Annotated in this window: 21 protein-coding genes and 1 pseudogene; 5 read left to right on the top strand and 17 right to left on the bottom strand. The window is 66.0% G+C overall.

From position 1 onward, the window contains the following. From trpD to lexA, 3 genes are all read left to right on the top strand, one after another. The gene (gene trpD / locus AC3WRC_RS08760; RefSeq protein ID WP_492303583.1) at positions 1-1,038 is read left to right on the top strand and encodes an anthranilate phosphoribosyltransferase; all 1,038 of its coding nucleotides are present in this window, start codon (positions 1-3) and stop codon (positions 1,036-1,038) included. Beyond that, the gene (trpC, locus tag AC3WRC_RS08755; protein WP_492303582.1) at positions 1,035-1,829 is read left to right on the top strand and encodes an indole-3-glycerol phosphate synthase TrpC; all 795 of its coding nucleotides are present in this window, start codon (positions 1,035-1,037) and stop codon (positions 1,827-1,829) included. The genes trpD and trpC overlap by 4 nt, the downstream gene beginning before the upstream one ends. A 118-nt stretch (positions 1,830-1,947) precedes the next feature. Continuing rightward, positions 1,948-2,646, top strand: coding sequence for a transcriptional repressor LexA (gene lexA, locus AC3WRC_RS08750; protein ID WP_039247444.1), 699 nt, complete (start codon positions 1,948-1,950; stop codon positions 2,644-2,646). On the opposite strand, the gene AC3WRC_RS08745 is transcribed toward lexA, so the two are convergent. Beyond that, positions 2,627-4,744: a ComEC/Rec2 family competence protein gene (locus AC3WRC_RS08745; RefSeq protein ID WP_492303581.1), complete on the bottom strand. Its 2,118-nt coding sequence runs from the start codon at positions 4,742-4,744 to the stop codon at positions 2,627-2,629. The genes lexA and AC3WRC_RS08745 overlap by 20 nt on opposite strands. Positions 4,745-4,811: 67 nt before the next feature. Between AC3WRC_RS08745 and gltX the strand changes: the two genes are divergently transcribed. Further along, positions 4,812-6,227, top strand: coding sequence for a glutamate--tRNA ligase (gltX, locus tag AC3WRC_RS08740; protein ID WP_492303580.1), 1,416 nt, complete (start codon positions 4,812-4,814; stop codon positions 6,225-6,227). Between the two features lie 66 nt (positions 6,228-6,293). Further along, positions 6,294-7,595 carry a citrate synthase gene (gltA, locus tag AC3WRC_RS08735; RefSeq protein ID WP_045811199.1) on the top strand — a complete coding sequence of 434 codons (1,302 nt, stop codon included), beginning with the start codon at positions 6,294-6,296 and terminating at the stop codon, positions 7,593-7,595. 56 nt (positions 7,596-7,651) lie between these two features. On the opposite strand, the pseudogene AC3WRC_RS08730 reads toward gltA, so the two are convergent. The 16 genes and pseudogenes from AC3WRC_RS08730 to tsf all read right to left on the bottom strand — a co-directional run. Then, positions 7,652-8,470: pseudogene (locus AC3WRC_RS08730) on the bottom strand (FUSC family protein); the annotation flags it as partial. A 24-nt stretch (positions 8,471-8,494) separates the two neighbouring features. Next, positions 8,495-8,644, bottom strand: coding sequence for a hypothetical protein (locus AC3WRC_RS08725; RefSeq protein WP_492303579.1), 150 nt, complete (start codon positions 8,642-8,644; stop codon positions 8,495-8,497). A 2-nt stretch (positions 8,645-8,646) separates the two neighbouring features. Next, positions 8,647-9,816 (bottom strand): lipid-A-disaccharide synthase, encoded by a 1,170-nt coding sequence (gene lpxB, locus AC3WRC_RS08720; RefSeq protein ID WP_492303578.1) that lies wholly within the window; start codon positions 9,814-9,816, stop codon positions 8,647-8,649. After that, positions 9,813-10,652 carry a UDP-2,3-diacylglucosamine diphosphatase gene (lpxI, locus tag AC3WRC_RS08715; protein ID WP_492303577.1) on the bottom strand — a complete coding sequence of 280 codons (840 nt, stop codon included), beginning with the start codon at positions 10,650-10,652 and terminating at the stop codon, positions 9,813-9,815. The genes lpxB and lpxI overlap by 4 nt, the downstream gene beginning before the upstream one ends. Then, on the bottom strand, positions 10,649-11,437 hold the full coding sequence (gene lpxA, locus AC3WRC_RS08710; protein WP_492303576.1) for an acyl-ACP--UDP-N-acetylglucosamine O-acyltransferase: 789 nt from the start codon (positions 11,435-11,437) through the stop codon (positions 10,649-10,651). Before lpxA ends, lpxI begins: the two co-directional genes overlap by 4 nt. Further along, a complete protein-coding gene (fabZ, locus tag AC3WRC_RS08705; RefSeq protein WP_055753514.1) occupies positions 11,437-11,931 on the bottom strand; it encodes a 3-hydroxyacyl-ACP dehydratase FabZ in 495 nt (164 codons plus the stop codon). The genes lpxA and fabZ overlap by 1 nt, the downstream gene beginning before the upstream one ends. Further along, entirely contained in the window at positions 11,928-12,941 is a 1,014-nt protein-coding gene (gene lpxD / locus AC3WRC_RS08700; RefSeq protein WP_492303575.1) for a UDP-3-O-(3-hydroxymyristoyl)glucosamine N-acyltransferase, read from the bottom strand. Before lpxD ends, fabZ begins: the two co-directional genes overlap by 4 nt. 7 nt (positions 12,942-12,948) lie before the next feature. Further along, complete coding sequence (locus AC3WRC_RS08695; protein ID WP_055753512.1) at positions 12,949-13,554, bottom strand: OmpH/Skp family outer membrane protein; 606 nt, start codon at positions 13,552-13,554, stop codon at positions 12,949-12,951. A 32-nt stretch (positions 13,555-13,586) separates the two neighbouring features. Beyond that, positions 13,587-16,052 (bottom strand): outer membrane protein assembly factor BamA, encoded by a 2,466-nt coding sequence (gene bamA / locus AC3WRC_RS08690; RefSeq protein WP_082465010.1) that lies wholly within the window; start codon positions 16,050-16,052, stop codon positions 13,587-13,589. Between the two features lie 29 nt (positions 16,053-16,081). Continuing rightward, the gene (locus AC3WRC_RS08685; protein WP_112862079.1) at positions 16,082-17,299 is read right to left on the bottom strand and encodes a M50 family metallopeptidase; all 1,218 of its coding nucleotides are present in this window, start codon (positions 17,297-17,299) and stop codon (positions 16,082-16,084) included. Between the two features lie 27 nt (positions 17,300-17,326). Beyond that, positions 17,327-18,523 carry a 1-deoxy-D-xylulose-5-phosphate reductoisomerase gene (gene dxr / locus AC3WRC_RS08680; RefSeq protein WP_492303574.1) on the bottom strand — a complete coding sequence of 399 codons (1,197 nt, stop codon included), beginning with the start codon at positions 18,521-18,523 and terminating at the stop codon, positions 17,327-17,329. Next, the gene (locus AC3WRC_RS08675) at positions 18,520-19,338 is read right to left on the bottom strand and encodes a phosphatidate cytidylyltransferase (RefSeq protein WP_205680905.1); all 819 of its coding nucleotides are present in this window, start codon (positions 19,336-19,338) and stop codon (positions 18,520-18,522) included. The genes dxr and AC3WRC_RS08675 overlap by 4 nt, the downstream gene beginning before the upstream one ends. Beyond that, positions 19,338-20,111, bottom strand: a complete 774-nt coding sequence (uppS, locus tag AC3WRC_RS08670) for a polyprenyl diphosphate synthase (RefSeq protein ID WP_017503963.1) — start codon at positions 20,109-20,111, stop codon at positions 19,338-19,340. The genes AC3WRC_RS08675 and uppS overlap by 1 nt, the downstream gene beginning before the upstream one ends. Before the next feature lie 37 nt (positions 20,112-20,148). Beyond that, entirely contained in the window at positions 20,149-20,706 is a 558-nt protein-coding gene (gene frr / locus AC3WRC_RS08665) for a ribosome recycling factor (RefSeq protein WP_055809105.1), read from the bottom strand. Between the two features lie 39 nt (positions 20,707-20,745). Then, positions 20,746-21,480: a UMP kinase gene (gene pyrH / locus AC3WRC_RS08660; protein ID WP_045811327.1), complete on the bottom strand. Its 735-nt coding sequence runs from the start codon at positions 21,478-21,480 to the stop codon at positions 20,746-20,748. A gap of 126 nt (positions 21,481-21,606) precedes the next feature. Next, on the bottom strand, positions 21,607-22,548 hold the full coding sequence (tsf, locus tag AC3WRC_RS08655) for a translation elongation factor Ts (protein ID WP_055753506.1): 942 nt from the start codon (positions 22,546-22,548) through the stop codon (positions 21,607-21,609). Between the last annotated feature and the right edge of the window lie 26 nt (positions 22,549-22,574).

Genomic DNA, 22,574 nt, shown 5'->3' with positions numbered 1-22,574 from the left:
ATGGGCGACGGGTTCAAGCCGATCCTCGCCCGACTGGTCGAGGGCCATCCCCTGACGTCCCAGCAGGCGCACGACTTCTTCGCCGCCTGCCTGCGCGGCGAGCCGACCCCGTCGCAAGTCGCCGCCGCCGTCACCGCCATGCGGATGCGCGGCGAGACCGTGGACGAAATCGCCGCCTTCGCGGGCGCGATGCGTGAAGCCGCCCTGACGCTGGATCATCCCTATGAGGTGATCGACACCTGCGGCACCGGGGGCGACGGTCAGCACACCTACAATATCTCGACCGCCGCAGCCCTGGTTCTGGCCGGCGCCGGTCTGAAGGTCGCCAAGCATGGCAACCGCGCAATGTCATCGAAATCAGGCTCTTCCGACGTCTTGTCGATCCTAGGCGTGAACCTGATGGCGTCGCAGGCGCAGCAGAAGAAGGCGTTGGACGAGGCCGGTATCTGCTTCCTGTTCGCGCCCGCCTATCATGGGGCGATGCGTCACGTCGGGCCGGTGCGAGCCGAAATCGGTTTTCGCACCGTCTTCAACCTGTTGGGACCGCTTTCGAACCCGGCGTCTGCAAGGCGACAGATTATGGGCGTCTATGACCCGCGCCTGCTGGAGCCGCTGGCCGAGGTGCTGGGCCGGCTCGGCGCCACACGCGCCTGGACCGTTCACGGCCAAGGCTTGGACGAACTGGCGACTTCCGGCCCCACGGACGTCGCCGAATGGAAGGACGGCGCGGTTCGTCGCTTCCAGGTCACGCCCGAGGACGCCGGCCTGCCGCGCGCCTCTATCGCAGACATTCGCGGCGGCGACGCCGAGGAGAATGCCGTCGCCCTGCGCGCGCTTCTGGCCGGCGCGGCCGGCCCCTACCGCGACATCGTGCTTCTGAACGCCGCCGCCGCCCTCGTTGTGTCCGATCGCGCGGCCGATCTGGCCGACGGCGCCGCGCTCGCCGCTGCCGCCATTGACGACGGTCGAGCCGCCGAAGCGTTGGATTGCCTGGCCCGCATCACCTCCACGCCGCTGGAAAGCGAAGAGCCCGCATGACCGACGTTCTGGACCGTATCGCCGCCTACAAGCGCGAGGACGTCGCTGCCCGCAAGGCGGCGACCTCACAGGACGCCGTCGAAGCCCTGGCCCGCGCCGCATCGGCCCCGCGCGGCTTTCGCGCCGCCTTGGAGCGCGCCGAAGAAGAAACCGGTCGTCCCGCCCTGATCGCCGAGATCAAGAAGGCCAGTCCATCCAAGGGTCTGATCCGTCCCGACTTCAATCCGCCGGCCCTGGCCCGCGCCTATGAGGCCGGCGGCGCGGCCTGTCTGTCGGTGCTGACCGATGGCCCCAGCTTCCAAGGCGACGACGCCTATCTGGGCCAGGCCCGCGAGGCCGTCGCCCTGCCCTGCCTGCGCAAGGATTTCCTCGTCGATCCCTGGCAGGTTGCCGAAAGCCGCGCCCTGGGCGCCGACTGCATCCTGATCATCTTGGCCATGGTCGATGACCGGTTGGCCGCCGAGCTGCTGTCGGAAGCCGAACGGTTCGGCATGGATGCGCTCATAGAGACCCACGACGAGGAAGAAATGGCGCGCGCTTGTGCGCTTGGTGGCGATCTGGTGGGGGTCAATAATCGTTCGCTGCGCACGTTTGAGGTCGATCTGGAAACCACGGAGCGGCTGTCCATGCTCAGCCCGGTGCGCGCTCTGCTGGTTGCGGAGAGCGGCATCTTTACGCCCGACGACGTGGCGCGGGTTTCGGCGGCGCACGCCCAGGCGATCCTGGTTGGCGAGAGCCTGATGCGGCAGGCCGATGTCGAGGCGGCGACCCGTCAGTTGCTGGCGGTCTGAGCCGACACGCGGCGGCAAGCCTCGCCGTTAAGTTGACATTAGCAAGGAACACTTACAGAACATCGACAAATGTTCACGGCCCGTTCCGATTCGTCGGCGGGCGCATGAGGGCCTGGCGATGCTCACGCGCAAACAGCACGAACTGCTGATGTTCATCCACGAACGCATCCAGGAGACCGGCGTCTCCCCTTCGTTCGACGAGATGAAGGAGGCGCTCGATCTGGCCTCCAAGTCTGGCATTCACCGGCTGATCACAGCGCTGGAGGAACGCGGTTTCATCCGCCGTCTCGCTCACCGCGCCCGCGCGTTGGAAGTCACGAAGCTGCCCGAACAGGCGACGGCCGGCGCGCCGCGCGGTCGCGCCGGGTTCAAGCCCGACGTCATCGAGGGCGGCGGGGGTGTCCGACCTGCGGCCCCGATGGCGGCCAACGACACCCGCGAACTGCCGCTGATGGGCAAGATCGCCGCCGGCACGCCGATCGACGCAATCGAGCATGAAACGGCGCGCTATCCGGTCCCGGAATCCATGCTGGGTTCGGGCGAGCACTATCTGTTGGAGATCGAGGGCGACTCCATGATCGAGGCGGGCATCCTGAACGGCGACATGGTGGTGATCAAATCGACCGACAACGCCGCCTCCGGAGAAATCGTGGTGGCTCTGGTGGAAGGCGAGCAGGCGACGCTGAAGCGCCTTCGCAAGAAGGGGGCCTCGATCGCGCTGGAACCCGCCAACCGCAACTACGAGACCAAGATCTACGGCTCGGATCAGGTCGCGGTCCAAGGCAAGCTGGTCGGCCTTATGCGCCGCTATCACTGACGTCCGGATCGGACTGACGCGCCCAGGGGCGGTCGCCGCGAACGTCGGCCGTCCACACCGCGCGCCATCGATTCGGCTCGCCCGAACGGACGCGCCACAACTCTACTGCCCCGCCTCGCGCAAAATCCACCCCGTCCAGGACAAGGCGATCCTGACAGGCGCTTGGAATTGAGGTGACGACAGCGCGGACGCTGACGACGGGCGCTGCGCGGCATAAAGTCTCCATCTGATCTGAGCTCGGCGACTTCCGCCCCCACCAGATCGCCACGGGCACCGCCTCTTCGGTGCCCGGTCGACAGGAAAAGCGGTCGCAGACCCAGCCCGTCTCCGACCGGTCCGTCATGATCAGCCCTCGTCGTCGCGACCAGAGATCCACCGCAAATTCACGCACGCCAGGCCGTATGACGACGGCCGCCCAGTCACGGTGAAAGGCGGCGTTTGTTCCGCCATCGCCAATCCAGAGGTTCGGCGTCGGCGCACGCGGCCAGATCAGGACGGCGGCTGCGAAGGGCAGTCCCATCCATCGCAGGCGGCCCTGCCACAGACAGACAAACAGCACGCCCAGAAAGGCGATCGGCAGGACATAGTTCGGCGCGCTGGCGACCGTTCTGACCGCCCCAGGCAACCCCGCCGTCCAGGCGCCGATCGCCAGCATCAGATCGACGCCCCATCCCGCGACCGCCAGGAACGGTCCCCCCAGCCCCAAAGGCTCAAGCGCTGCGCCCAAGGCAAGCGCCGGCATCAGGATGAAGTCCGCCACGGGCGACGTGCCGAGATTGGCGAGCAGTCCGTACATGGCGGTGCGGTTGAAATGCTGCATAGCGAACGGTCCCGTCGCCAATCCTGCGACGACGCTGGCCGCCACAGCCGCCGTCAGCCACCCGCCCAGCCGTTGGACTGCCAGGATCGGCCAAGGCGCGGATATTTCGCGCGGGCGCTTCGGCCAAGCCTCGACCAGGGCGACCAAGGCCGCAGTCGCCGCGAACGACATCTGGAAACCCGGCGTGACGATGGCTTCAGGCTGTATGGCCAAAACGATGAAGGCCGCCACAGCCAGGCCATGCATGGTCACCGCCTGTCGATCCAGCAGGATGGCCAGAAAGGCGATGGAGGCGGTGGTGGCGGCCCGCTCGGCCGGGGGCGGCGCGCCCGACACCACCAGATAGACCCCGACCGCCGTCAGGCCCGCCAAGGCCGCGACCTTCTTGCCGTGAACCCGCAAGGCCAACCAGGGCCAGGCCGCCACGCCCAGCCGCACGGCGAAGAAGACGAAACCGCCGACGATCGCCATATGCAGCCCTGACACCGACAGGATGTGCGCCAGGCCGGAATCGCGCATCACATCCATGTCCTCCTGACTGATCCAGCTTTCGTGGCTGGTCGTCATGGCGGCGGCGATCCCGCCGGTCCGTTGGCCGAGCCTTGCCACGATCCGCTCGGCCAATGCGAAGCGCGCGGCGTTCACCACCATTTCAAGTCGAAGTCGCCACGGCGGCGGGGCAAGCTCGGCCGTACGCGTGTCGCCCAAGGCGAACGCAACGCCTCCCATCCCCTGAAAGAAGGCGTTGCGCCCGAAATCGTAGGCGCCAGGGCTGGCCGGCGCAGGCGGCGGATTCAGAATGCCGAACAGGCGGATCGCTTCGCCGGGCCGCGGCGGGTCGCCCCGCACCGTCGCCCGCAGGCGCACCGGCGTCTGTTCGGGCGTCAGTCCGCGAATCCAGACCGGCGCGATCACGACCCGCGCGCCTCGCTGACCCGGGCTGTCGACATCGACGACCCAGGCTTCGATCACGGTCGGTTCGCTCAGGGCGGGCGCGATCGGCGCAGCGACGGCTTCGGTGCGCACCTTGGCCGCCGCCAGCCCGCCTGTAACGCAGGCCAGAATCAAGAGCAGCCAGGTCAGGCGCCGCGACCCGCCGCGCCGGCGCGCCACGACCCACAGCCCAAAGGCCAAGGCGGCGCCCAGCAACAAGGGCCACAAGACCGGCTCGGCTCGCAGCGCGAAATAGATGCCGCCGCCCGCGCCGAATGCGACCGGCGCCCATAGCCGCCATCTCAGGGTCTGGGCGGCGACCTCGGCGTCCAGCCAAGCGCGCAATCGCGCGGCGGGGGTAGGTTTTGCCGCATCGGGGCGTATAAGGGCCTCGCTTACGGACCCCTCCCCCATGACCTCACCTTCCTCGACTGTCGTCACCCGCTTCGCCCCCTCGCCGACAGGCTATCTGCATATCGGCGGGGCGAGAACCGCTTTGTTCAACTGGCTGTACGCCAAGAGACACGCTGGGCGTTTCCTGATCCGCGTTGAGGATACCGACCGCGAACGCTCGACCGATGAGGCGGTGAAGGCCATTTTTGACGGCCTGAGCTGGCTGGAGCTGTTCGCCGACGACGAGCCGGTGTTTCAATTCAGCCGAGCCGACCGCCACCGCGAGGTGGTCGATCAACTGCTCGAAACCGGCCACGCCTACCGCGACTTCAACTCGGCCGAGGAAACCGGTCGTCTGCGCGATGAGGCCAAGGCGGAGAAGCGCACTTTCGAATCGCCCTGGCGCGAACGCGAGCCGACCGTGGACGACCTGGCCCTGCCGCACGTCGTGCGCTTCCGCCGGCCAAAGGCGACGACGGTCATGGTGGCCGATGAGGTCCAGGGCGACGTGAGCTGGTCGACCGAGGACCTGGACGATCTGGTGCTGCTGCGTTCGGACGGCGCGCCGACCTATAATCTCGCCGTCGTTGTGGACGACCACGACATGGGGGTGACCCACGTCATTCGCGGCGACGACCATCTGAACAACGCCGCGCGTCAGAGCCTGATCTACGATGCGCTGGGCTGGACGCGTCCGACCTTCGCCCACATCCCCCTGATCCACGGACCGGACGGCGCCAAGCTGTCGAAGCGTCACGGCGCACAGGCGGTGCATGAATACGCCGAGATGGGCTACTTGCCCGAGGCCATGCGCAACTATCTGGCCCGCCTGGGCTGGTCGCACGGCGACGACGAACTGTTCAGCGACGCCCAGGCCATCGAATGGTTCGACCTCGCCGGCATCGGCAAGGCGCCGGCCCGCCTGGACTTCGACAAGCTGGCCCATGTCAATTCGCACTGGCTGCGCCTCGCCGACGACGAGCGGCTCGCCAAGCTGACGCTGGATGCGCACCTGCAGAAGGGCCACGCCCTCGCAGAGGCGGACGAAGCCCGGCTTCAGCGCGCCATGCCTTTCGTCAAGGATCGCGCCAAGACAATCCTCGATCTGGCCGACCAAACCGCTTTCGTACTGAAATCTCGCCCGCTGACGCTGGACGACAAGGCGAAGGCGCTATTGTCGGGTGAAACCTTGGAGCGCCTCACCCGTCTGCGCGAACGGCTGTCCCTGTTCCAATCCTGGGATGTTTTTGCGCTGGAAGCCGAGCTCAAGGCCTTTGCGGAATCCGAGGGCGTTGGGTTCGGAAAAATCGGCCCGCCGATGCGCGCAGCGCTTACCGCAGGGTCAACATCACCTGATATTGCACGAACTTTGTCGGCTCTTGGGCGCGACGAAAGTCTCGGGCGCTTGGATGATGCGCTGCAACAGACTAAGTGATCACCCACAAACCAAAAAGCGGCCGACGCCTCCCCGCGCCTGGACGTGTGATGCAAAGGGGCATTCATGACTGAACAAGCCAAACCCGCCGGCTCGGCGACCCTGTCCTTCGAGGACAAGACGATCGAGTTGCCGGTCCTTTCGGGCTCCACCGGCCCGGACGTCATCGACATCCGCAAACTCTATGCGGGAACGGGCGCCTTCACCTTCGATCCCGGCTTCACCTCGACGGCGGCCTGTGAATCGGCCCTGACCTATATCGACGGCGACGCTGGCGTGCTGCTGCACCGCGGCTATCCGATCGACCAGCTGGCGTCGAAGTCGAACTTCGTCGAGGTCTGCCACCTGCTGCTGCACGGCGAACTGCCGACCGCCGCCCAGTACGAGAAGTTCGAAAACAGCATCACCACCCACACGATGCTGCACAGCCAGTTCGATCGCTTTTTCGAAGGCTTCCGCCGCGACGCCCACCCGATGGCCATCATGGTCGGCACCGTCGGCGCCCTGTCGGCCTTCTATCACGACAGCCTGGACATCCACGATCCGATCCAGCGCGACATTTCGGCCATTCGCCTGATCGCCAAGATGCCCACGATCGCGGCCCGCGCCTATAAATACCACATCGGCCAGCCGTTCGTGTCGCCGCGCAACGACCTGTCCTACGCCGAAAACTTCCTGCGCATGTGCTTCGCCGTTCCGGCCGAGGACTATCATGTCGATCCGGCCCTGGTTCGCGCCATGGACCGCATCTTCACCCTGCACGCCGACCACGAACAGAACGCCTCGACCTCGACCGTGCGTCTGGCCGGTTCGTCGGGCGCCAATCCGTTCGCCTGTATCGCCGCCGGCATCGCCTGCCTGTGGGGCCCGTCGCACGGCGGCGCCAACGAAGAGGCGCTGACGATGCTCAAGGAAATCGGCACCCCGGACAAGATCCCGGAGTTCATCCAGGGCGTGAAGGACCGCAAGTACAAGCTGATGGGCTTCGGCCACCGCGTGTACAAGAACTACGACCCGCGCGCGAAGGTCATGCAACAGTCGGCCTATGAAGTGCTGGCCGCCACGGGCCGAGAGAACGACCCGCTGTTCCTGGTCGCCAAGGAGCTGGAGAAGGTCGCCCTGTCGGACGAATACTTCACCTCACGCAAGCTGTTCCCGAACGTCGACTTCTATTCGGGCATCACCCTGTCGGCGATGGGCTTCCCGACCACGATGTTCACCGTCCTGTTCGCCCTGGCCCGCACCGTGGGCTGGATCTCGCAGTGGCAGGAAATGATGGCCGATCCGTCGCAGAAGATCGGTCGCCCGCGTCAGCTCTACACGGGCCCGACCCAGCGCGATTACGTGCCGATCGAACAGCGCGGCTGAGACGAAGACTAGAATGCAGAACGCCGGGGAGACATCCCCGGCGTTTTTCTTTGTCGTCAGACCAGCTTCAGATCCGCAAACCGGGCAGCCAAGTCGTCCAGATCCCGGTGCATATGGGCCACGCCGATCGCAGCAGCCCCCAGAGCCACGTCGTCGCTCTCGACGGCCATGGACAGGGCCAGGCTTTGGTCGATCGCGCCCATGGGCTGGGCGGCCTTGCCCTGAGACAGAGCCTTGAGTTGCTCCACCGCCCGCTCCGCGTCCTGCGACCAGGGATCCAGCCGTGCGCCCGCGCCCTCAGCCTGGAAACCGCGCCCCAGGATGACGATGTCGCTGCGCACGCGCCAGAACGCGCGCACAAGCGCGGCTCGATCCGCCGTCTCGCGTTGCGGGCCGGGCAGATCGATGACGTTCTTGGCGGCCTGACCCAACGCATCCAGCCGCCGCTTCAGATCGGCATGACGGCGCGAAATCTCGGACGCATCCTGTGAAGAGGGCTTTGCGACCAAAGCCAACAGTACCGCCGCCTCGCCTGCCGCCTCGCGCGCCTGAAGCTTGAAGGACTGCCTGGCATGGCGCGGAAACAGGGCCAGGATCGCGAGAACCCCGACGCCGCTGCCGACCAGGATTTCCATCACCCGATCCAGCGCCAGGGACGCCGGCCCTTCCGCACCCGTCCCGCCGGCGATGACGATGGTCGCCGTCACGGGCGCGACCTTCAGCCATGGCCGCCCGGTTGCAAAGAAGGCCAGCAGCCCCGCCGAGACGGCGATGCTCAGGGCCATGCTTTCCAAGCCCGGCGGGCGAAGGAAGGCGAAGACCGCCCCTGCCAGCGCTCCGGTCGCCGTGCCGATGGCCCGGTCACGCGCAACTGTGAGGACGCCGCCGCCGACGCTCGCCTAGATGACGACGATGGCGGAAATCACGCTCCAGTAAGGGTGCGGCAGGTTCAGCCAGGTCGCGAGGTAGAGCGCGGCCATCGCGCCCACCGCCATCTGCAGCGCGGCACGGACCTCAGCCGCACGTCGCGGACTGAGCGCCCGCGCCATCGTCAGTTCGCCGATTTGGCGGAAATGACCCTGAGCACGGCGTCGGCAGCCAGTTCGGACGGGTCCGGACCTCCGCGCCCCATCAGGTCCAATGCCGCCGTCTGGCGACGCGCCTGTTCGGCCGCCAGGGCCGGGTCGGCCAGCAGCCGACCGACCGCCGCCGTCAGGATGGTCGGGGTCGCCTCGTGCTGGATAAACTCGGGTGCGATCCGGTCGTCAGCCGCGACATTGAACAGGGTGATATGTTTGGCGGTCACGAACCGCTTCATCAGCTGATAGCTGAGCCCGTCGATCTTGTAGGCGATGACCATCGGCGCGCCCGCAAGCGCGAGCTCGGTCGACACGGTGCCGCTGGTGGCCAGGGCGACAGTCGCGGCGCGCATGGCGTCATACTTTTCGGCTTCGTCGACCAGGTGAACGCGGAATGGCCAGGCGGCGACGCGGCCTGCAACATCGTGAGCTACCGTCCCCGCGGCGACCACGGCGACTTCCAGACCAGGATTCGTGGTCTTCAGTTTTCTGACCGTCGCCTCATAGACGGGGGCCATTCGGGTAATCTCACTGGGCCGGCTGCCAGGCAGCACCAGGAGGAGCTGCGTATCGGCGGCGATCCCATGACGCGCGCGGAACGCTGTGCCGTCCGCAGCATCCACATTCACATGAAGCGCTGACGAACCGACCACGGTCGTAGGCAGGCCCTCGCGCTCGAACCAGGGCGCATCAAAGCCATAGAGGGCAAGAAGATGGTCGACGGCGCCTGCCAAGGTTTTGGCCCGGCCCGGCCGCGAGGCCCAGACCTGAGGCCCGACGTATTTGATCAGCGGCAGGTCCGGCCGCGCGGCCCGGATCGCCTTGGCCACACGGATGGTGAAGCCCCAACTGTCAATCAGCACCACGGCGTCGGGCTTTTCCCGCTCGGCCAGCGCCGCCGTCTGCTCGACGCGCCGCTTGACCTTGCCATAGGCGCGCAAACCCTCGATCCAGCCCAGGATCGAGAGTTCGGCGATGTCGAACGGGCTAACCACGCCTTCGGCCGCCATCTTGGGTCCGCCGACGCCGACAAAGGCCACACCGTCGCCTAACCGCACCTTCAACGCCCTGGCCAGACCGGCGCCCAGCGCATCGCCAGAAGCCTCCGCCGACACCAACATGATCTTTAGCGGACGGCTCACCGATCCTCGCCCCAGACGAACAGGCCCAGACGGTTCGCCGTCTCGACGATGGCCGCGCGATCAATCAGGATCAAACGTCCGGCCACCCCGCCGATGCCCGCCAGACCCGCCGCCGCCGCCATTTCGACCGTGCGCGGCCCGATCACGGGCATATCGACGCGCAGATCCTGAATGGGCTTGGGCGCCTTGCCGAGCGCGCCCCTGGGGTTATCAACCGCTCCACGCAAGTCGGCGGGCAGATTGGCGACGCGGGTCAGCATCGCGTCCGTACCTTCCTGCGCCTCAACCGCAAGGACCAGGCCGTCACAGACGACGGCGCCCTGCCCGATATCGAGTTCGCCTGATTTTTCGGCGACATGCAGCGCCTTCTTTAGATCGGCTAGCTGCTCCTCGGTCGGCGAGAAGGCGCCCAGCGCGCCTTCGCCAAGCGTGTCGCCGCCCAGAATGTCGTCGGCGCCTTCGACGGCGAAGCCTTCGGCCTCGAACACTGACAGGATTTTGCGTAGCAGGGCGTCATCGCCCTTTGAGGCGGCGGCGACGATGCCCGGCAACAGGGTCGCCCCCTTGAAGTCAGGTTTCAACGTCTTGAAATCCGGCCGATTGACGATGCCCGCCAGACACACGGTCGTGCAGCGCTCGGCCTTCAACGCCTTCAGGATCGCGCCGATCTGAGCCATGCCGAACTCGGCGCCGGGCCAGCGCGCCAGATGCTCGTCAGCAAACCCCGCCAGACGGATCACGAAAACCGGCCGTCCCAGCGCGTCGCAACGCGCCGCTACGGCCGCCGGCAGATCGCCGCCGCCTGCGATCAGACCCAGCTTTTCAGCCGCGCTCATTCCGCGTTCGGCAGGCACAGCGGACGACGCCCGCCGTCACGGATGAAGGCGATGATCTCCACGATCTCGGGCAGGTCGGCATAGCGTTCCGCCACGCCATCGATCCGACCGGCGAACTCGCCCTCGCCCTCGAACAGATCACGATAGGCCGCAAGCAGACGCCGCACCTGATCCTTGCCGTATCCCTTGCGCTTCAACCCGATCAAGTTCAGCCCACGTAGCCGCGCATGATTGCCCCAGGCCGAGCCATAGGGGATGACGTCGCGCGTCACCGCCGCTAAGCCCCCAATGATCGCGCCTTGCCCGACGCGACCATTCTGGTGCACCGCGCACAGCCCACCTAGGAACACCTTGTCCCCGACCTGAGCATGACCGCCCAAAGTCGCGTTGTTGGCCATGACGACATTGTCGCCGACGACGCAGTCGTGACCGACATGGGCGCCGGTCATGAACAGGTTGTTCGACCCCACGACCGTCACGCCCGTCCCCTGCGGCGTGCCTCGATTGAAGGTGCAGTGCTCGCGGATCAGGTTGTTCTCGCCGATCTCCAGCCGAACCGTCTCACCCTTGTAACCATTGTGCTGCGGGTCGCCGCCGATGACGGCGAACGGATGGATGACCGTCCCGCCCCCCACCGTCGTGTCCTGCTGGACCACGACATGGCTGACCAGGCGCACACGGTCGCCCAGCACCACATTCGGTCCTACCGTGCACCAGGGGCCGACCTCCACACCCTCGCCCAATGTCGCCGTCGCGTCGATCACAGCGGTAGGATGAACGGTCATTAGGCCGCCGGCCCAGGCGCTGGAGTGGGCACAGTCACGACCATGGCCATGAACTCGGCTTCGGCCGCCAGCTTGCCGTCGATGAAGGTCTCGCCCCGGAACTTGTAGGCGTCGCCCCGCGCGCGGATCACCTTGACCTCCATGCGCAGTTGGTCGCCTGGCCGCGCGGGCTTTCTAAAACGAACCCCGTCGATCGACATGAACATGATGACTTTGTCGGCCACGGCGACATCCAGCGTCTTGGACATCAACAGTGCGCCGGTCTGGGCCATGGCCTCGACGATCAGCACGCCGGGCATGACCGGATCGATCGGGAAATGCCCCGGGAAGAAGGGCTCGTTGTGGGTGACGTTCTTGATGCCGACGATCGACGTAGCAGGCACGAAGTCTTCGGCCTTGTCCACCAGCAGGAAGGGATAACGGTGCGGCAGCCGCCGCATCACCTCGGCGTAATCGATCTTGCCTTCGACGGCAGTCGTGTCGCTCATCCCTATGATTCCTTTGGAGCCTTCTTTGATGAGGCCTGTTTGGCGAGCCAGACCGTCTCGCGCAAGAACTGTCGGATCGGACGCGCCGGATAACCAGACCAGGTCTCGCCAGCGGGAACATCGGCCAGCACACCGGCTCCGGCCGCGACGCGCGCACCCTCGCCGATCGTGATGTGGTCTCCGATCCCCGCCTTGCCGCCGAAGATGACATTGTCGCCCACGGTCACCGAGCCCGAGATGCCGGTATTGGCGACCAGCAAGCAGTTGCGGCCGATGACGCAGTTGTGGCCGACCATCACCAGATTATCGATCTTGGTGTTCTCGCCGATGACCGTGTCGTCATAGGCGCCACGGTCGATGCACGAGTTGGCGCCCACCGTCACGCCGTCCTGAAGGATGACGCGACCGAGTTGGGGAATATCCATGACCCCCGCCGCTGTCCCCGTGGCGCCGAAGCCCGCTTCGCCGATCCGGGCGCCGGCATACAGCTTCACCCGGTCGCCGATCAGCGCGAAGGCCACGCTGACGTTGGCGCCGATCACACAATCACGGCCGATTTGCACGCCGGGCGCGATGACGCTGTTGGCGCCAATGCGGGACCCTCGACCGATGCGGACGCCCTGCCCCAGGATCGCGCCCGGTTCGACCAAGAAGCTGTCGTCCTCGCCCGCCTCGTCGCGGGTTATCGCTTTGTCCAGAAGTATGGGCCGATGCAGCGCCAACGACGCCTTGGCCCAGGCGGCTTGAGGCGTGCGCGAGATGATGACAGCGGCGGACGACGGCGCGGCGTCCTTGGCCTCAGCCGGCACGATGACGCAGCCGGCCTGTGTCGTCGCCAGCGCGGCGGCGAACTTGCGGTCGCCTAAGAACGCGATCGCGCCCCCGTCCGCAGAGGACAAGGGCGCGACGTAGGCGATCATGCGATCCCCGCCCCGCTCGACCTCGCCCCCGATCTGCGCCGCCAAATCGGCGACGCTGAGGGGCGACAGGGTTTCGAAAAAGCGGGGATCGGGCATCGACGACTTAGTTGGCGGCGGCCGGTTGAGCCTGCGTCTGAGCCGGCACGGCCATACGGTTAAAGCTCAGGGTCGGCAGGGCCGTGTTCAGGCGCTGGATCGCCAGGTCAGTGACATCCATGGCCGGATTCATCATGAAGACGCTCTCGCGGTCCAGCAGCAGGCCGCAGCCCTTCTCCTGATACAGGGCGGTCAGGATCGGCGAGACGGCCTCGGTGATGGCCTGGCGTTGCATACCCAGGGTGTAGCGCAGCTCGTTTTCACGCGTGGCTTCCAGCTGTTGGGCCTCTTGCGCGCGCTGCTGCAGGGCCTGACGGCGCTGTTGCAGTTGGTCGGCCGGCAGGCTCGAGCCCGAGGCTTGCAGTTGCTGAGCGTCCGACTGGATGGAAGTGGCGTAAGGCTGCAATTCGCCCTGAACTTCCTGAGCCAACTGTTGCATGCGGGCTTCGACGGCCTGACCGGCCGACGACTGGGCCAGCAGACGCGCGTTGTAATAGACGCAGACGCCGGGGATCACCGGGCCGGGGTTGGCCGGCGCGCCGGCCTGTTGCGCCGAAGCGGCGGTGGCGATGAGCGAAGCAGCGGCGGTCGCCGCGATGATCAGAGCTTTCATGGTGTTTCCTCGTGCGGTCGAAAAAGCCGCGATTAGAACTGAGTGGAGGTCGAGAAGCGGAAGGATTCCGTCTTGTCGTAATCTTCCTTGGAAAGGACCTTGGAGATGTCGAAGCGGATCGGACCCATTGGCGACTTCCAGTGGATGCTGACGCCAGCCGATGCGCGCAGCGACAGCTCATCGGCAATATTGGTGTTCACCGTTCCGGTGGACGTCAGCTTGTAGCGGTCATCCAGCACCCCCAGCGTACCGACATCGGCGAACAGCGAGGTCTTGATGCCGTATTGCTCGGGCAGATAGTTCGGCACGGTGAGCTCGACCGTGCCGATGGCGTAGAAGTTGCCGCCCAGGGCATCGGTCGTATTCAGATCGCGCGGCCCCATACCGGCTGTCTCGAAGCCGCGGAAGCTGTTGCCGCCCTTGAAGAAGCGGTCGTTGATGCGGATCGGGTCACCGTTCCAGCCGCTGACGTAGCCGGTCGAACCCTGAACGCTGACGACCCAGGCTGGCGTGATGCCATAGTACCAGCTCGCATCAGCCTCGGTCTTCACATAGTTCACGTCGCCGCCCAAACCCGCGAGGTCCTGACGCAGCGAACCGGCCCAGCCGCGTGTCGGACGGATCGGATCGTTGGTGTAGTTGACCTGAAGCGTGTAGCCCGCCGACGAGTTGATGAAGCTGCCGATCTGGTCACACAGCGCCGAAGATCCCTGCCCCACGCCCGAGCAGAAGCCCGTTGGCACGATGATCTCGTCGGACTTCAGGAAATAGCGCGTGCTCAGCAGCATATTTCCGTTCAGCGGATAGGACAGACGCAGGCCCGCGCCGGTCGAGCGATAGTCGTATGACGAGTACTGGCTCAGGTCATAGCGCGAGTGGAACAGGTCGAAGCCGGCGCGCAGGTCACGGCCGAGGAACTTCGGCTCGGTGAAGCGGAAGTCGACCTGCTGGCGCAGCGAGCCCCACTCCAGACGGGCGACCACGTTCTGGCCGCGCCCACGGAAGTTCCGCTCCGAGATGCCCAGATTGACGGTGAAGGAGTCGACGGAGCTAAAGCCCGCGCCGACGGACAGTTCGCCGGTGGGTTGCTCTTGTACATTGACGTTGATGATCGAGCGGTCCGGCGCGCTGCCACGCGTTTCCTCGACCGTCACGTCCTTGAAGAAGCCCAGGGCGCGCAGGTTGTTGCGCGAGCGCTCCATCAGGGCGCGGTTGAAGGCGTCGCCCTCGGTCAGCAGCAGTTCGCGGCGGATCACCGGGTCGATCGTGCGGGTGTTGCCGACCACATTGATGCGATCGATATAGACGCGCTGGCCCTCGGACACGTTGAAGGTCACATCGACCGTGTCCGTCTCGGGATTGGCCTTGTAGGTCGGATTGATCTCGACGAAGGCATAGCCGGCCGAACCTGCCGCGAACGTCAGGGCGTCGACCGCTTGCTCGATCTTGTCGCTCTCGTACAGCTGGCCTTCCCGGATCGGCACCAGGGCCTTGAGGAAGTCGGCGTTCAGCCGGTCGTTCTGGGTGACGACCTTGATCTCACCGAAGTTGTACTTGTCGCCTTCGTTCAGCGTCAGGGTCAGCTGGAACGCCTGATCGTCCGGCTGTAGCTCGGCGACCGAGGACACCACGCGGAAGTCGTAATAGCCGCGGTTGGTGTAAAACTTCCGCAACTGCTCCTGATCATATTCCAGGCGGTTGGGGTCGTAGTTGTCGTTATTGGAGAAGAACTTCCACCAGGTCGACTTCTCGGTGACCATCACGCCGCGCACGTCGCGATCCGAAAACGCCTCGTTGCCCAGCACGTTGATGGCGCTGATGCCGGTCTGCGGTCCTTCGTTGATCTCGAAGATCACATCGACGCGGTTCTGTTCCAGCTGGACCAGCTTCGGCGTCACAGTCGCAGAGATGCGGCCTTGCAGGCGATACAGTTCGACGATGGCGCCGACGTCTTCCTGAACCTTGGCGCGGGTATAGATGCCGCGCGGCGCCAGGGTCACTTCCTTGGTCAGCTTGTCCTTCGACAGCGCCTTGTTCCCCTCGAACACGACCTGGTTGATGATCGGGTTCTCGACGATCTGGACGATCAGATCGCCGTTCTGGATGCCCAGTTGCACATCGGCGAACAGGCCCGTCCGCGACAGGGTGCGCACCGCGACGTCCAGCACCGAGGCATCTACCGCGTCACCAGGACGGATCGGCAGATAGGAAAGGACCGTCGTCTGGTCGATCCGCTGCGCGCCCTGGACGATGATGCGGTTGATCGTGATCGTCTGCGGCGCAGCGATCTCGACACGCGGTTCGGCGGCGCTCGCCGCCGCCTGAGGCGCGGCCGTCGGCGCGGGGGTTTGGGCGGGCGTTTGAGCCGGCGCAGCAGGCGTCGGCACCGGCGCGGTCTGGGCCAGCGCGGGTGCGCCCAGCCCGGCGGCGACCGCCAGAGCCAGCAGGCTGGAGCGGGCGCTCAGTCGAACGGCGGCGCGAGAGGTCATGTCATTCATTCGGGAAACCGTCGGGGGCTGGCGTCGGCTCACGAGACGAGCCCGCCGAGGAATTGGAAGATATTGAGCTTCTGTAGGTCGTTCCACGTTGCGAACAACATAAATCCCGCCAAAAGCGCAAGGCCTGCACGATAGCCCATCTCCTGGAACCGCGCCGACACAGGCTGTTTAGCCACAGCCTCATAGCCGTAGAAAAGCAGATGCCCGCCGTCGAGGACCGGAATGGGAAGCAGATTTAGAAAGCCGATTCCGATCGAAAGTATGGCGGCCAAGGTTGTCAGCGTCAGGATCAGATTGATCGCCATGGCGCCAGGCGCTGGATTGGCCTCGACCGCGGCCGTAGTCAGAGAGCCCGTCGCCTTGGCCATGCCCAGCGGACCGCTGAACTGATCGCCCGACTCGCGGCCCGTCGCCAGGCGTCCGAGGTAGGTCAGGGTCGAGCCGATGACGTCGGCCGTTTGGCGCGCTCCCTCGGCGACAGCCTCGACAGGGCCATAGCGTACGTGGCGGACATCGCCGGCCGACGAGCCCAGCCCCAGGCCGATGCGGCCGACCTTGACGCGTCCGGCGATGGGGTCGTTTTCCTCGCGACGTTCCGGCGTCGCGACCAGTTCGACGGGACGCCCGGCGCGCTCGACCGTGAAACGTACGGGATCGCCGGTCGATAGCATGACGGTGCGGGTGACAGCGCTTCCGTCCTTGATGGCCTTGCCGTTCACCTCGGTGATCAGGTCGCCGACCTGGAAACCGGCGGCGGCGGCTGGCGATCCCGCCTGGACCTGAGCAACACGCGCGGGGCGCAGAGACACGCCGACGGCCATGAAGACGACGGCGAAGATGGTGATGGCCAGGATGAAGTTCGCGATGGGCCCGGCCGCGACGATCAGGGCGCGCTGCCACACCGGCTTGAAATGGAAATAATCGCGCTCGGCACCCGGTCCACGCTCGGCGACCACGCGGCTGCGCAGTTCATCCAATCCGGCCCGGTCAGGCACGCTGGACGCATCCAGATCGCCCGAGAACTTCACATAGCCGCCCAGCGGCAGCCAACCGAGACGCCATTCGATGCCGTGACGATCGGTGCGGCTGGCCACGGCCTTGCCGAAGCCGACCGCGAACCGATCCACCTTCACGCCAAAGGCGCGCGCGACAAGGAAGTGACCCAGTTCGTGGATGGTGACGATGAAGGTCAGCACCAGCAGGAACGAGGCGATGGAGATCAGGACCTGACCCAGGACGCCCAGCATTCGAAAATCGTCTCCCCTGGCCTGCTGTCAGGCCGCATTCGCAAGGCCGGCGATGACGCTCTCGGCCATTCGACGCGTCTCGGCGTCGACCGAAAGGGCCGCGCCGCAGGCGTCTCCAGAACCGAAAGCCATCCCCGCTTTCGTCGCACGCTCAAGGGTTTCGGCGACGACTGCGGCAATATTGAGAAACGCCAGCTTGCGGTCAAGGAAGGCGAAGGCGGCGACCTCGTTGGCGGCGTTGAACACGGCGGGCGTCGCGCCGCCCGCCTTCAGGGCCTGACGCGCCAGATCGAGGGCGGGAAAGCGCGTCAGATCGGGCGCTTCGAACGTCAGCCGACCCAGCGCAGCCAGATCCAACTTGGGCGCCGGCCACGCGATCCGATCCGGCCAGGCCAAGGCGCAGGCGATCGGCGTGCGCATATCCGGCGGCCCCATCTGGGCCAGGGTCGAACCATCCACATATTCCACAAGGCTGTGGATGATCGATTCGGGATGCACCACGACGTCGATCCGATCCTGGGGCATATCGAACAGATAAGCCGCCTCGATCATCTCCAGGCCCTTGTTGGCCATGGTGGCGCTATCGACTGAAATCTTGGCGCCCATGCTCCAGTTGGGGTGGGCGACGGCCTGTTCCGGCGTGATGGCGACCATCTGCTCGCGCGGCGTATTGCGAAAAGGCCCGCCCGATGCGGTCAGGATCAGCTTGGCCACCCGCTCAGGCGCTTCGGCCGGAAACACCTGGAAGATGGCGGAGTGCTCGGAATCGACGGGGATCAAGCGCCCCCCTGCCCGACTGACCCGTTCGATCAGGGCGGGGCCGCAGCAGACCAGGCTTTCCTTGTTGGCCAGGGCCAGGGTCGCGCCCGTTCCCGCCGCCGCCCAGGCGGACTTCAGACCCGCCGCTCCGACGATGGACGCCATGATCCAGTCGGCAGGTCGCGTCGCCGCCTCGACGATGGCGGCTTCGCCAGCGGCGACAGCGACGTCCGTGCCGGACAAGGCGTCACGCAGTTCGTTCAAACGCGCCGGATCGGCGGTCACGGCCAGCTTGGGCCGCCAGCGCCTGGCCTGCTCGGCCAGTTTGGCGATGTTGGCGCCGCCGGTCAGGGCTTCGACCTCGAACGCGCCTGTGCCCGTCGCCTCGGCTTGAGCCATCAGGTCCAGCGTGGAGGCGCCGACCGATCCGGTCGCGCCAAGCACAGTGACGCGGCGCCGGATCACGCCCCACGCTCCAGCATCAGCACGATCAACCGGCCAGCCGCCACGACCACGACCGCGAACATCAGGCCATCGACGCGGTCCAGCAGGCCGCCGTGGCCGGGAATGGTGTTGCCCGCATCCTTGACCCCGAACCGTCGCTTCAGCGCCGATTCCCACAGATCGCCCGCCATGGTTGCCAAAGCCCCCGCAAAGCCCAGCACCGCTCCCCAGACGACGCTCAAGGCGCCCATATTGACCCAGGCCGTCATGACGGCGCCCGCAACCGCGCCGGCGGCAACACCGCCGATGAACCCGGACCAGGTCTTGTTCGGCGAGAAGCGCGGCCACAGCTTGGGTCCGCCAAAGGTGGATCCTGCCAGGTAGGCCACGATGTCGGCCGACCAGGCGACGGCGAAGACCAGCACGGTCCAGTGCAGCCCGATCAAACTGTCGACGTCGCGCAGCCAAATCAGCAGGACCGAAGGCCAGCCGAGATAGAGCACGCCATAGGCGGCATCCAGCGCCTCCTGCCCTCGACTACGGGCATAGACCCCGGCCGCGACCGCGCCGAACACCAGCATGATGAAGGCGACGGACATGGCGCCGAAATGGGCGCTGATCACCGCCGCCACGACGCCGAAGCTGACCGCTCCGCCCATGACGCGGCGCGCATGGGGCGCACTCATCGCCGCCCATTCGAACGCCAGGACGACGCTGGCGACGATCATCAGCGCCAGGAACCACACGCCGCCGCCCCACGTCGCAGCGACGGCGGCGGGCGCCAGCACGACGGCGGACGCAGCCCTGAGGGCGATATCCCGACCCTTGACCGCCATCAGGCTGTCGCGCGCTCAGGCGCGATCACGCGTCCGCCGAAACGGCGATCGCGCTGACCAAAGGCCGAGATCGCCTCAGCCAGCGCCTTGGGGCCATAGTCGGGCCACAGAATGTCCTGAAAAACGAGCTCGGCGTAGGCGGCCTCCCATAACAGGAAGTTCGACAGTCGCTGCTCGCCCGACGTGCGCACGATCAGATCAAGCGGCGGCGAGCCCGCCGTGGCCAGGCCCGAGGTCAGGATCGCCTCGTTGAAAGGCTCGACCGTCTCGCCCGCCAGCACCCGCTCCATATGGCGACGCGCCGCGTCCACCAAATCCGCACGACCGCCGTAGTTGAAGGCGACCTGCAACAGGAATCGATCGTTATGGGCGGTCTGGGCCTCGGCCCGTTCGATGATGGCGGCGATGTCGGCTGGCAGACCTTCGCGTCGCCCCAGGATCTTCAGCCGGACGCCGGCCTTGGTCAGCCGGGCCAGATCGCTGGCGACGTAGGACCGCACCAGCCCCATCAGATCCGATACCTCGTCCTCGGGCCGGCTCCAGTTTTCGGTGGAGAAGCCGAACACCGTCAGGCAATCGATGCCCAGATCCGGCGCCGCCTGGATCGTACGCTTCAGCGCCTGGACGCCTTCGCGGTGGCCAAGGGCGCGCGGCAGACCGCGCGCCTTCGCCCAGCGTCCATTGCCGTCCATGATGATGGCGACGTGGCGCGGGCCGTCCTGACCCTGCTTATCTGGGCTTTGGCCTGAAGGCGCGGCGCGGTCTGCCGTCATCTGTCGTGCGATCCCTTCCGGACCCAGCCGTTTCGCCTCAGACCTGCATGATCTCTTGTTCCTTGGTCTTCAAGGTCTCGTCGATGCGCTTGATGGCCGCGTCGGTGTCCTTTTGGACCTCGGTCTCCATCTTCTTTTGCTCGTCCTGGCTGATCTCGCCGGCCTTCTCGGCCTTCTTCAGGTCGTCGTTGGCGTCGCGGCGGACGTTGCGAACCGAGATCTTCTGCTGCTCGGCGTATTTGCCGGCCAGCTTGACCAGGTCCTTGCGGCGTTCCTCGGTCAGAGGCGGCACCGGAATGCGCAGGGTCTGGCCGTCCACGATCGGGTTCAGGCCCAGATTGGCGTTGCGGATCGCCTTTTCGACGGCGACCACCATGCCCTTGTCCCAAACGCTGACGCTGATCATGCGCGGCTCGGGCACGCTGATGGCGGCGACTGCGGTCAGGGGCGAGGCCGAGCCATAGGCTTCGACCCGCACGGGCTCCAGTAGACCGGCGTTGGCGCGGCCGGTGCGCAGACCGCTGAACTCTTCCTTCAGTGCGGCGACGGAGCGATCCATGCGGTCGCGATAGGTCTTGAGGTCAGGCTTTGCCATGGTCTTGGTCTCTCTTGTCTTTCCTGGTCAGGCGAACGTTCAGGCGACGTCCTGAATGACCGTGAACGTGCCTTCGCCGGTCAGGGTCCGGCGCAGCGAATTGTCTTCCCGAATGGAGAAGACCACGATCGGTATGCCCGTGTCGCGCATCATGGCGATGGCCGAGGCGTCCATGACGCGCAGATCCTTGGCCAGCACATCCTGATAGGACAGCGTCTCATACCGCGTCGCGTCGGGATCCTTCTTCGGGTCGGCGGTATAGACCCCGTCTACGCTGGTGCCCTTCAGCAGCGCGTCGCAGCCCATTTCCGCCGCACGTAGCGCCGCGCCCGAGTCCGTGGTGAAGAACGGTGCGCCCACGCCGGCGGCGAAGATCACGACCCGGCCCTTTTCCAGATGACGTAAGGCGCGACGGCGGATGTAGGGTTCGGCGATGGCCGCCATCGGAATGGCGCTCTGCACGCGGGTCGAGACGCCGATCTTCTCCAGCGCCGACTGCATGGCCAGGGCGTTCATGATCGTCGCCAGCATGCCCATATAGTCGGCCTGGGCGCGCTCCATACCGGCCGCCGCCTTGGACAGGCCGCGGAAGATGTTGCCGCCGCCGATGACCAGACAGATTTCGACGCCCTCGGCCGCGACGTCCGCGACGGCCTTGGCCACCGCATCGACCGTCTTCATATCGACGCCGAACGACTGGTCGCCCATCAGCACCTCGCCCGACACCTTCAGCAGGACGCGTTTGTAGCGGAAGGTCGAGGGGGCGTCGGGCATGCGGGAAGGTCCGTTTGACTGCGGCGCCATTGAATCAGGCGGCTTCTTATAGACGAAAGGCGCGCCGGCCATCAAAGCCGAACGCGCCCTTCTGATACAAAACCCTCACGAATGAGGGGAATGTTTTTAGTTGCCGCCCATCATGGAAGCGACTTCCGACGCGAAGTCGGGGCCTTCGACCTTCTCGACGCCTTCACCCAGCGCCAGGCGGACGAAGCCGGCCAGGTGCAGGTTGGAAGAGCCCAGTTCCTTGGCCGAGTTGGCGACCAGTTGTTCGATGGTCACGTCCGGATCCATGACGAACGGCTGCTTGGACAGCACCACGTCCTTCTGGAACTTGTTGATCTGACCTTCCACGATCTTGGCGATCATGGCTTCCGGGCGACCTTCTTCCTTGGCCTTTTCAGTCAGAACGGTGCGTTCTTTCTCGATGGCGGCGGGGTCCAGGTCGTCGGTGTTCAGCGACAGCGGCGCGGTGGCGGCGACGTGCATGGCGATCTTGCGGCCCAGTTCGCGAAGCGCGGTCTTGTCGCCCTCGCCTTCCAGCGCGACCAGCACGCCGATACGGCCGACGCCCGGCGAAACCGCGTTGTGGACGTAGGTCGAAACGACGCCTTCCGACACCGACAGGCGGGCGGCGCGGCGCAGTTGCATGTTCTCGCCGATGGTGGCGATCATGTTGGTCACTTCGTCCTGGACCGTCTTGCCGGCTTCCAGTTCGGCACCGTGCAGGGCCTCGACCGAGTGGTGCTCCAGACCCAATTGGGCGAACGACTTGGCGGCGTTCTGGAACAGCTCGTTACGGGCGACGAAGTCGGTTTCGGCGTTGAACTCGATGGCGGCGGCGACTTCGCCCTTGCCGTCTTCCTTCGACGCGACGGCGACCAGACCTTCAGCGGCGACGCGGTCGGCCTTCTTGGCGGCCTTCGACAGGCCCTTGGCGCGCAGCCAGTCGATCGCTGCTTCGATGTTGCCGTCGTTTTCGACCAGCGCCTTCTTGCAGTCCATCATGCCGACGCCCGAACGCTCGCGAAGCTCCTTCACGAGGGCGGCAGTGATCTCGGCCATGTTCTTCTCCTTGGGGGATTTCGTAT

This window comes from Brevundimonas sp. EU05-FHT14B07 (assembly GCF_058790795.1).
Note: the sequence above shows the minus strand (reverse complement) of the source record. Positions and strands in the feature narration are given on the sequence as shown.